Source organism: Sphaerisporangium aureirubrum (assembly GCF_042658925.1).
Lineage (GTDB): Bacteria > Actinomycetota > Actinomycetes > Streptosporangiales > Streptosporangiaceae > Sphaerisporangium > Sphaerisporangium aureirubrum.
The window spans coordinates 1-11,151 of the sequence record NZ_JBHSRF010000137.1; the positions used below are offsets into that span (position 1 = coordinate 1).

Here is an 11,151-nt window from a genome sequence, read left to right on the forward strand (position 1 = left end):
CACCGCACCGCCCTCCGCACCCCCCTCCAACCGGGCAAGATCATCCCGGCGTACCCACTCCCGTCCTACTCCCTCAACCGGCCGAGCCCGTCCCGCACCAACTTCCCCGCCCGAATGGAAGCCCTCGGACGACACCCCCACCGCACCGCCTTGCCCGTCCGAGTGGAGGCCCTCGGACGACACCCCCACCGCACCGCCCTCCGCACCCCCCTCCAACCGGGCAAGATCATCCCGGCGTACCCACTCCCGTCCTACTCCCTCAACCGGCCGAGCCCGTCCCGCATCAACTTGCCCGCCCGAATGGGGGGCCGCGGACACGCTGGGCCCGCCCGCCCGGCCTTCTTCGAGCTTCGTCGAAGCGGCTGGACGGTCACGGCCGGGATTTGGAGGTTCTTCGTTACTGATCCGGGTGTCGGCGGTGGGGGTGAGCAGGGGTAGGGCGCGGGCTATGGCGTCGGCGGCCAGGCCCTTGGCCTTGGCGGCGGCCTCGGCGCGTTGCTCGGCCTGCTGGACCAACGGGAGGACGCGGTCGGCGCGGGCCGCCTCGGCGAGCATGGTCTCCAGGTCGGAACGTTCGTCCGCGCCGCGGTCCAGTTCGTCCTTGCGCGCCAGGGCCTCCGCGTGAGCGCGCTGGAGTTTGGCCAGCTCGCGTCCGCTCTCCAGCCCGTCCCTGGCCGCCCGCAGGACCGCCGCGCTCGCCTCGGCGGCCCGCTTCTGCTCGTCGTGCACCCCGGCGGCCTTGGCCAGCAGCGCGGCGGCCCACTCCGCAGGTTCCGCCTCCGCGTCCGGCCACCCGAGTCCTGAGGTGGTGTCGTTCCCGGCCGACGCGCCATGCCCGACCGGCGTTCCGGACGCGGCGGTCGCACCGGACTCGCCTGACATGGCGGGAGTACCGGGCTCGGCGGGGATGTCCTTACCGGCAGGAGTGCCTACTCCTACCGGGCTGTCCAGCTCGGACGACACACCGGACTCGACCGGGATGCCGGGAGTACCGGGCTCGGTGCGAGCTTCCTGATCCGCAGGAGTGCCCAGGCCGGTAGGGGCGGAGGGGGAGAGGAGGGGGCCGGCGGCGCCTCGCATGTGGTTGAGGGTTGAGTCGAGGTGGTGGCGGAGGGATTGGCGGTCTTGGCCGGTTTGGGTGCGGTGGTCGGCCAGCCATTGTTCTATGGCGGTGTAGAGGCGGACGGAGAAGAGTTTTTCCAGGAGTTTGCGGCGGTCGTCGCCGTCGGCGCGGAGGAAGCGGGCGAAGTCTCCCTGGGGCAGCATGGCCACCTGCCAGAACTGGTCGGCGTTCATGCCGAGCAGGGAGCCGATCAGGTCGCCGGCCTCGTCGAAGCGGCTGGAGCGGAACGTCCACTCGCCGGAGGCGGTCAGCTCCTCCAGCAGGATCTTGGGTTTCTCCTCCACGAGGCCTGTGCCTCGTAGCTTGGGGCGATCCCAGGCGGGGGAACGGGCGATCCTCAGGCGCCTGCCGCGCAGTGTCGTCTCCAGGACCACCTTCGGGGCTCGGTCGGGCGGCGCGTGGTCGCACCGCAACCGGCGCGCGCTGTCGCGCTGCCCGGGCACCCGGCCGTACAGCGCGTAGCACACCGCGTCGAGCACGGTCGTCTTGCCCGCGCCGGTAGGGCCGTGCACCAGGAACAGACCGGCCTCGCCCAGCGCGTCGAAGTCGACCTCCTCCCGGCCGGGGAACGAGCCGAACGCCGTCAGTGACAACCGGTGCAGCCTCATCCCGGCCACCGCCCTCGCCACACCGAAGCCCGAGCCCCGGCCATGGACCGTCGCGACACCACGGCCACGCGCCTGGCCGGCTCGGAATCCATGACGCACCGCCGCACCCCGGCCCGGCCCGGCACCGGACGCACCCACTCCACCCCGGCCCTGACCAGCACCGGACGCACACACTCCACCCCGGCCCGGCCCAGCACCCGACGCACACACTCCACCCCGGCCCGGCCCGGCACCCGACGCACGGACCACCGTGACGCCGGAGTCGCGGGCCGGAGGCTTCGGGGGGTCAAACCAGGGTCTCCTTGGTGCGTGAGGATTCGATGGCCCGGCGCAGGAGGGATCGTTCGGCGGGGTCGGCGGGCTCGCCCCGGACGTCGCGGATGAAGTCGAGGGCGACGTCGATCTCGGGGCGGCCGGCCAGGCGGGGGGTGCGGGGGGTGGGGGTCGCGCCTTCGGGGGCGAAGATCAGGTTCAGGGTGTGGGGGTAGCGGGCGCGGAGGCGGTCCATGGCGGACTTGGGGCGGATGGGATCGGTGAGGGTGATCTGGAGCCAGTGGTCCTCGTACGGCGACCAGTGAGGGGAGGTGAGCAGGTCGTCCAGGTGTCCCCGGAGGCGGGCCAGCGGGCGGGGGACGGGGGCGGGGACGAAGGTGGTGGCCAGGGCTCCCGGGGTGAGGTCGACCAGCCAGGAGCCTTTCACGTGGTCGGACTCGGAGAAGGAGTACGCGAGGGGGGAACCCGAGTAACGCACGGAATCGGTCATCCGCTGGCGGCCGTGCAGGTGGCCGAGGGCCACGTAGTCGACTCCGGCGAAGGCGGACAGGGGGACGTGCGGCACACCGCCGACGCTGATGTCCCGCTCGCTGTCGCTGGCCTCGCCCCCGGTCACGAACGCGTGGGCCAGCACGACGGACGGCGTGCCGCGCCAGGCGAGGTCGGCCCGGATCAGGCCCATGGCGTGCTCGATCGCCGCGGCGTGGCCCCGCTCGGCGAGGCCCCAGGGGACGCGCACCATGTCGGGCTCCAGATAGGGGATGCCGTACACCGCCACGCCGTCGATCAGCACGGGACGGCCGACCCCGGCGGGGTCGGTGCGCAGGTGCACCCCGGACGCGTCGATCAGCCCGGCGCCGAAGCCGAGCCTGCGCGGCGAGTCGTGGTTGCCGCTGATCAGGACGGTGCGGGCCCCGGCGTCGGCGAGCCGTCGCAGCGCCTCACCGCACAGCTCGACCGCGTCCACCGAGGGCAGCGCGCGGTCGTAGACGTCCCCGGCGATCACCACAGCGTCGACCCGCTCGGACCGCACCGTGGCGATCACGTGGTCCACGAAGGCGGCCTGGGCGTCGATGAGGCTTTCGCGGTGAAAAGCCCGGCCAAGGTGCCAGTCCGAGGTATGCAGGAGACGCATGACGCAGGAAGCTAACAGGTCCCAATGACAAATGCGGCCCCTCGCGCACCATCGTTCCACCCGCGTGACTTAACCTACTGATCGGAGGTCATTTTCGGGCGGAAAAGCCCTCGCCACGACGAGCCGCCCCGACCAAGGAGGTGGCGTGAGCGACCGGGGCCGTCTGAGCGTGGCCATCGGCGTGCTGCTGGCGGCGCTGGCGGCGACGGGATACCTGTTGTCACCCCCCGCCTTCGACCCGCCGCGGCTCACCGAGAACACGAGTTTCCAGCATCTCCCGCCGCAACCGGCCACCGAGTACCGCCCCGTCCGCCATGACGGCGCGATCACCTCCAGGGAACTCACCGTCCCGGTCAAGGACGTCTCGCTCGACGCCACCATCCGGGCACCGCTCACCCCGGGCCGCCACCCGGCGATGGTGTTCGTCCAGGGCTCGGGGCCCGGCCTGCGCGGCGAGTTCACCACACAGGCCACCTGGCTGGCCCGCGCCGGGGTGGTGACGCTGACCTACGACAAGCGCACCGTCGGGTACGACTTCCGGCACCGCGACTTCAACCTGCTCGCCGACGACGCGCTGCGGATGATCGAGGTGCTGAAGCAGCGCCCCGACGTGGACCCGGCGCGCGTGGGCCTGTGGGGGGTGAGCGAGGGCAGCTGGGTCATCCCGCTCGCGGCGCGGAACCTCGACGTGGGGTTCGCCGTGCTGGTCTCCTCCCCCAACGTCACGCCGCTGCGCCAGGTGGCCTGGGCGCTGAACGAGCAGCTCGAACGGCTGCACGCGCCGGCCGGGGTGCGCGAGCTGCTCGGCAAGGCCATGGGCGGCGTCGGGTTCGACTTCCTGCGGTACAACCCGGACCCGGCGCTGGAGGAAATCACCCAGCCGGTGCTGGCGCTGTACGGGACGATGGACCCGTCCATCCCGTTCGTGGAGAGCACCCAGAAGCTGACGGCGGGGCTGAAGGCGGCGGGCAACAGCGACTACACGATCCGGTTCATCGGCGGCGCCGACCACGCGATGCGGGTCAACGGCGGGCCGTTCACCAAGGGCTACCTGGAGACGCTGGCCAACTGGGTTCTCGGTCTGCCGGCCACGGCGCCGCCGCCGCAGGGCGCGCAGATCGCGGGCGCCACGCCCGTGCAGCGGTACGAGACGGCCGACGTGCCGCAGGCGCCGTGGTACGCCGGAGGGGCCATCCTCACCCTGGTGCTGACGCTGACCACGGTGGCGTACGTCGCGGCGCCGGTCACCGAGTTCGTGGTGCGGCTGCGCGGACGGGACGTGCTCGCGCCCGCCCGTTCGCCGCAGTGGCCCGCGATCCGGCGGCGGCTGCGCAGGATGGCGTGGACCGGCGTGGGGCTGCTCGCGGCGGTGGTGGCGTTCATCATGCTGATCGTGCTGTTCTCGGTGAACCAGGCCGGGGCGTGGCCGGCGGTCCTGTCCGGGTGGCTGGTGGTCCGGGTCCTGGCGCTGCTCATGCTGGTGCAGGAGGTCACCGCGGCGGCGGCGGTGTACACGGCGGTGCAGGACGGCTGGATGCCTGGCCGCTGGCAGCGGTTCAGCGTCGCGGCCGTACTGGGCGGGACGGGCGGGCTGCTCCTCATCGCGGCCTACTACGGCCTGTTCGGCTTCCCCTGGTGACCACCGTGCCGACGGCTTTAGCGACCAGCACGGTGACGGGCCCGGGGGCCGTGGTGAGGACGGCGCCGGGGACCGGCGTAGCGAGCGTCCCGATGGCCGCTGCCCGCCGCAGGGTCGGCGGGCCGCCCAGGTGACGGCGGGGTCCGCGCCTTGCGGGCCCTCCTCCAGACGTATCCGCATAAATCGCGATCTGTTGGCGGAGCGTTCACGTACTCGTAGGTTCGGATGAATATCGTGCCGCCCCTGGAAACGGGGAGGAACACACAGCCTTGCGCCATGCGAACAAGCCACCGGGGGCGGCCGCGGTCATCGGCTGGACGGCGTTGTCCGCCATCGTGCCGGGTGCGGCACACCTGCGGGCCGGTCGACGCCGTACCGGATTCCTGCTGCTCGGGGGCTATCTCCTCATCATCGCCGGGCTGGTCGCGGTCGCCCTGACGGCGGACGCCGGGCTCGCCGGACGCCTGCTCGACCCCGCCTGGCTGCGGGCCATCATCATCGTCGCCTGCGCGGCCGGGATCGGGTGGTTCGCGCTGCTCGTCCGGTCGTACGTGATCCTGCGGCCGGGTGAGCTGTCCCAGTCCGGGCAGATCATCTCCGGCGTGCTCACCGGCACCCTGGCGGTGGCGGTCGCGATGCCGTTCGCCGTCGTCGCGCAGTACGCCCAGGTGTCGGGCGCCACGCTGGACGCGGTGTTCGACGAGCCCGGGGCCGAGGCGGCGGCCACCGCCGCGCCGAACCGTCCCGCGGATCCCTGGGCGGGACGCAACCGGGTGAACATCCTGATCCTCGGCGGCGACTGGCAGCCGGACCGGGTGGGGGTGCGCACCGACAGCCTCAACCTGGCGAGCGTGGACGTCCGCACCGGCGACACGGTGCTGTTCAGCCTGCCGCGCAACCTGGAGAACGTCCGCTTCCCGCCCGGTACCCCGATGTACCGCCAGTTCCCGAACGGATTCCGGCTGCCCGCCAACCCCGACGGGTCACGCGAGGACCTGCTGTTCTCGGTGTGGCAGTACGCCGAGAACCACCCGGAGATCTTCGGCGGGCGCAAGAACATGGGGCCGCGGACGCTGAAGGAGACCATCGGGTACACGCTCGGGCTGCGGGTGGACTGGTACGCCCTTGCCAACATGTGGGGCCTGGCACGGATCATCGACGCCCTCGGCGGGCTGACGCTCACCGTGCCGGTGGACATCGTTTTCGGCAAGTACAACGAGGGGCTGGTCAAGGCCGGGACCCGCAAACTGCGCGGCGCGGACGCCATGTGGTACGCCCGGTCGCGCACCAACAGCGACGACTACACCCGTATGGGCCGCCAGCGCTGCGTGCTGAACGCATTGGTCCATCAGGCGGACCCGGCGACCGTGCTGCTGCGCTTCAACGAGCTGGCCCGCGCCTCCAAGGGCATGTTCCGCACTGACATCCCCCGCGCCATGCTGGAACACCTGGTCCCCTTGGCGCTGAAGGTCCGGAACGCCCGCCTGACCGGCGTCCAGTTCGTCCCCCCACTCATCAACACCGGCTCCCCCGACTGGTCCCTGATCCGCCGCACCACCGCCCGCGCCCTCCGCCCCCGCACTCCTACCACCTCCCCCACCACCCCCGCCGCCCCAACCCCAGGCGCGACCAAGACCCCAAGAAACCCCACCCCGGCCACCACCCCCGGATCCGCCCGCCGCATCGCCGACGGCTGCGGAAGCTGAAGGTCCAACCTCGCAAGAGGCCATGAGGACGGCCCCTGGGGGGCCCGTGGACCCCTTTGGGGACGCCCGTGGAACCCCCCGGGACGCCCATGGAACCCCCCGGGACGCCCGTAGACAACCTGGGACGCCCGTGGACCCCCCGGGGCGGCCGTGACGTGGACCCCCGGGGCGCCCGTGAACCCCCCATTTCGGGCGGGTAAGTCGGTGTGGAGGTGGCTTCTACGGCTTCGCGTGGTAGGTAGCGTCTCGCCGGGCTCTACTGCCTTGAGGCTCCCCCGGTCATGTACGGCGCCGGGGAGCCGTCCTGTACGGCACCGGAGAGCGCGCCGTGCGGCACCCTGGGGTCAGTATCGGAAGGACTCGCCGGCCAGGCGGCGGACGCGGTCCTCGTCGACCAGGTGGCCGAGGCCGGGCTGGGTCAGGGGGACGGCCACCACGCCGCCGGAGGCGCCCACGGGCGGGGTGACGATCTGGGCGCTCCTCGGGGGCTCGGTGACGTCGCTCGGGAGGGTGCAGCCGGGAAGGCTGGCGACGGCCACGGTGGCGGCGCGGGCGAGGCCGGTGCCCCGGCCGCCCGCGGCGCTGATGTCCCACGCGGCCTCGGCGGCGCGGTCGTGGGCCTGGCGCACGGCGCGCAGGGAACCGAAGCGGGACGGGCGCAGCAGGAGCGCGGTGCCCGCGCGGGCGGTGACGGCCTCCTCGACGGCGGCCACCGAATGCACCTCGACCGCGACCGTGGAGGACACCTGCTCCTGCAGGCGGGCGTGCAGATCGAGGTCCGCGTCCCCGGCGGGGCCGCCGAACGGGCGCTCGATCGCGGTGACGTCGTAGGCGTCCAGGGACGGCAGGTCACCGAGGGCGGTGTAGGCGCCGCGGCCGTCCACGGCGAGGGCCAGCGCCGGGTAGGCCTGGCGCACGGCCCGGACCGGCTCCACGTCCCAGCCCGGGTGGATGTCCATGGTGACGTGGGCGTACCCGGCGCAGACGTGCCGGTTGACCCGGGCCACCATCGCCTCCAGGGACCGCTCGGCCGCCAGCCGCACCGTCGCGATCAGCGACGTGCGGGTCCCGCCGAGGGCGTGCGCCAGCGGCACCCCCCGCATGCGGGTCCACAGGTCCCAGCACGCAAGGTCGACCGCGGAGCCTCCAGGTACCGCGCCGAGCTCGTCCGGATGCTCCCAGTCCACCCCGAGCAGCGCGGGGGCCAGGGACTCCTCCATGGTGCTCCAGGTCTTGGCGAGCGTGGGGTCCGGCTCCCGCACCGGCGCACCGGCGGCGTCCCGGCGCCCGGGCGAGTGGACGACCTCGCCCCACCCGGTCATCCCCCCGTAGTCCGTGAGCTTCACCAAAATGCTCTCCGGCCGCCTGCCGTACGGCAGCACAAGCCGGAAAACCTCAAGCTCACGAACGCGCGGCATGCGTCTCCTCCCAGAACCCTGCCCCTCCATGGTGCCTGCTCCGGCCACCCCATCCAAACCCGTCGGCCGCCTCCGCGCCCGGACCACCGGCTTCACACCTGGTCCAGGCGGGAGGAAAGAGGTCAGCGGCCGGTGCGGACCGAGAGGGTGCGTTCGGCCCACTGGGCGATGTCGCGGCGTTCTATGGCGGCGGCCATCAGGGCGGGGAAGGCGTCGGGGGTGCAGGCGAAGGCGGGGACGCCGAGGGCGGCCAGGGCCTGGGCGTTCTCGTGGTCGTAGTGGGGCTGGCCTTCGTCGGAGAGGGCCAGCAGGACGATCACCTGGATGCCGGAGGCGGTCATGGCGGCCACGCGGCGGAGCATCTCCTCGCGGACGCCGCCCTCGTACAGGTCGCTGATCAGGATGAAGATGGAGTTGGCGGGGCGGGTGATCAGGCCCTGGCAGTAGGCGATGGCGCGGTTGATGTCGGTGCCACCGCCGAGCTGGGTGCCGAACAGCAGCTCCACGGGGTCGTGGAGGCGGTCGGTGAGGTCGACGACGCTGGTGTCGAACACCACCAGGGACGTCTTGAGGGTGCGCATCGAGGCGAGGACGGCGCCGAAGACGCTGGAGTACACCACGGACGCCGCCATCGAGCCGCTCTGGTCGACACACAGGGTGACGTCGCGCAGCACCGCCCGCTGCCTGCGGGCGTAGCCGACCATGCGGGACGGCACGATGGTCTTGCGGTCGGGCAGGTAGTTCTTGAGGTTGGCCCGGATGGTGCGGTCCCAGTCGATGTCGGCGACCCGGCGCGGGCGGGAGGTGCGGGCCGAGCGGTCCAGCGCACCGGACACCGCGGTCTTGGTGCGCTGGGACAACCGCCGCTCCAGGTCGGCCACCACCTTGGCCACGACGGCGCGGGCCGACCGGCGCGCGGTCTCCGGCATGACGTTGTTCAGCGAGATCAGCGTGCCCACCAGATGGACGTCCGGCTCGACCGCCTCCAGCATCTCCGGCTCCAGCAGCAGCCGCGTGAGGTTGAGCCGCTCGATGGCGTCCTTCTGCATCACCTGCACCACGGTCGACGGGAAATACGACCGGATGTCCCCGAGCCACCGAGCCACCCGGGGCGCCGACCCTCCGAGCCCCGCCCCCCGCCGCGAGTCCCGGCCCTCACCCGCAGCGCCACCGGCCCCGCCATCCGAACCACCGCCGTACAACGCGGCCAGCGTCGCGTCCATCCGCGCATCGGCCCCGGACAACTCACACCCGGTCCCATCCGCTTCCCCGCCCAGCACGAGCCGCCATCTACGCACCCGCTCGTCCATCAGTTCCTCCCCGCGACAACACGCGCACGAGACCGGTCCATCGGTTCCCCCGGCACTTCTCCCACGCTCCCCGGCACGACGCGATGCCGATCCATCAGTTCCCCACTCCCAAGATCTCGAAGACGGTGCGGACGGCGGGTGCGGCGCGCGGGTCGTCGGTCTCCGGGACGGCCGCGCGGGCCGTCCCCGTGGCCGTGACACGGCCGCCGACGGCGCGCCGCTCGGGGGCCGGGAAGGCACCGAAGGTGCGGCGCAGCAGGGGCAGGACGTCGATGAACGCCTCGGGGCTCAGGCCGGACAGCCAGGTGTCCACCAGGGCGAACAGGGTCGAGTCGTGCACCAGCAGCAGGCCGCTGCCGGCCAGGAAGCCCTCGATCCAGGCGGCGGCGCGGGCGGGTGGCACGCCGGCCGACATCGAGCGGGACATGCGCCGGGCCACCTCGTCGGCGGGGACGGTGCCCGCGTCCAGCAGGATGCGGGTGAGCCGGCCACCGATCAGGCCGTGCAGGTCGTCCCGGGCGGCGATGCCCGACAGGACGCCCAGCCAGCCGTCCCGGCGCGACTCCTGAAGCCCGACCGACGAGTGGACGGCGTCCACGTGGCGCAGCAGCTCGCGGGCCGAGTCGTCGTCCAGGCCGGTGACGGCGGCCGGGAGCCCGGCGCGGATGCGGGCCAGCAGCGACTCCACGATCGCCGACAGCCCCTCGGCGGACGTGCCGCGCACGTCGCCGTACCGCTCGGCGCGCACCAGCGGGGGCAGGGCCGCCATCAGGTGCGTGACGTCGCTGTCCAGCGCCGCGCGGGCCGCGACGGCCGACAGCACGGACGGCAGCGCGTCCGGCAGGTCGGCGAGCAGGCACCGCTCGGCGGCCTCGGTCAGCTCGGCCAGCGGACGGTCGCGGCTCGCCAGCTCCCGGACCTTGGCGGCCGCGGCGGCCGGGACGGTGGTGCCGTACCCGCCGGCCTCGATCAGCTCGATGTCGAACTCCGGGCGCCACTCCAGCCACCAGGACTCACGGAAGGTGCCCTTGCCGCGTGCCTCCCGCGGCTCGCCCCAGGCCACGCCGAGCAGTCCGAGGCGGTGCAGCAGGCGGCTGCGGTCGAGGTCCAGCGGTTTGCGCAGGTCGAGGTCGAGATCGCGGCCCAGTGCCTCGGCGCGCAGCTTGAGGCGCCGCATGCGGTCCCGCAGGTCGCGCTGCAGCGGGACCATGGGGGTGTCGTCCGGGACGTGGCCGAGCCGTTCCCCGACGACCATGCGCCGCTGGATCAGTTCCACCGGCAGCTCGGCGCCCTCGCAGAGCACCGCCCGGACCGCCTCGGTGACCTCACCCAGCCCCGCCAGCGGGCGTCCGCGCACGGCGGCCAGGCTGTGGGCCAGCCGGACGCCCTCGATGACGTGGGCCGAGGACACCGGCAGGTCCTCGTCGCGCAGCACCCCCGCCGCGCGGGCCAGCCAGCGCTCGATCGGCCGCTCCGGGTGGGCGAACAGGTGGTCGTACCACCCGGGTGACCCGACGCCCGCGCCGTAGCCGCTCCACGACGCCAGCCTGCCGTACGTCCACGGCACCCAGGTCATCTCGACCTTCACCTTGGGCAGCCCGCGCAGCAGCCGGTCGTCGTGCGCGGCCGGCCCGAGCTCCTGGAGCGCCGGGACGTGCCACGCCCCGCAGACCACGGCGATCCGCCGGTACCCGTCCTTGGCCGCCCCCCGGATGGTCTTGCGCATGTAAGCCTCGCGCCGCGCCTCCCTCTCGTCCGGCACATACCCTTCCCGCACCGCCCCCATCGCCTCCGCGATCACCTCGAACGGCGCACCCCCCCGATGCTCGACCACGTCCTCCCACCAACGCTCCGCATCGTCATACCCAGCCGCCTCCGCCAACCGCCCAATAGGATCCCTCCCACTAAGCCCCTCCTCCCCCGAAGCCCCCACCCCAGG

Annotated in this window: 7 protein-coding genes; 2 read left to right on the top strand and 5 right to left on the bottom strand. The window is 73.0% G+C overall.

Annotated features, from left to right (window positions below; genetic code table 11):
- Together ACFP1K_RS39950 and ACFP1K_RS39955 are read right to left on the bottom strand one after the other, a co-directional pair.
- Positions 1-1,731: AAA family ATPase (locus ACFP1K_RS39950; protein ID WP_380763603.1), on the bottom strand; the 1,731-nt coding region annotated here is incomplete at its 3' end.
- A 286-nt stretch (positions 1,732-2,017) separates the two neighbouring features.
- Positions 2,018-3,139 carry an exonuclease SbcCD subunit D gene (locus tag ACFP1K_RS39955; RefSeq protein WP_380763605.1) on the bottom strand — a complete coding sequence of 374 codons (1,122 nt, stop codon included), beginning with the start codon at positions 3,137-3,139 and terminating at the stop codon, positions 2,018-2,020.
- Positions 3,140-3,284: 145 nt separating this feature from the next.
- On the opposite strand from ACFP1K_RS39955, the gene ACFP1K_RS39960 reads away from it, so the two are divergent.
- Both ACFP1K_RS39960 and ACFP1K_RS39965 read left to right on the top strand, forming a co-directional pair.
- Entirely contained in the window at positions 3,285-4,778 is a 1,494-nt protein-coding gene (locus ACFP1K_RS39960; protein ID WP_380763607.1) for an alpha/beta hydrolase family protein, read from the top strand.
- 269 nt (positions 4,779-5,047) lie between these two features.
- Positions 5,048-6,484, top strand: coding sequence for an LCP family protein (locus ACFP1K_RS39965; protein WP_380763609.1), 1,437 nt, complete (start codon positions 5,048-5,050; stop codon positions 6,482-6,484).
- Positions 6,485-6,828: 344 nt separating this feature from the next.
- On the opposite strand, the gene ACFP1K_RS39970 is transcribed toward ACFP1K_RS39965, so the two are convergent.
- The 3 genes from ACFP1K_RS39970 to ACFP1K_RS39980 form a co-directional block, all read right to left on the bottom strand.
- Positions 6,829-7,902 (bottom strand): enolase C-terminal domain-like protein, encoded by a 1,074-nt coding sequence (locus ACFP1K_RS39970; RefSeq protein WP_380763611.1) that lies wholly within the window; start codon positions 7,900-7,902, stop codon positions 6,829-6,831.
- Between the two features lie 122 nt (positions 7,903-8,024).
- The gene (locus tag ACFP1K_RS39975) at positions 8,025-9,212 is read right to left on the bottom strand and encodes a VWA domain-containing protein (protein ID WP_380763613.1); all 1,188 of its coding nucleotides are present in this window, start codon (positions 9,210-9,212) and stop codon (positions 8,025-8,027) included.
- 94 nt (positions 9,213-9,306) lie between these two features.
- Positions 9,307-11,151: DUF5682 family protein (locus ACFP1K_RS39980; RefSeq protein ID WP_449329181.1), on the bottom strand; the 1,845-nt coding region annotated here is incomplete at its 5' end.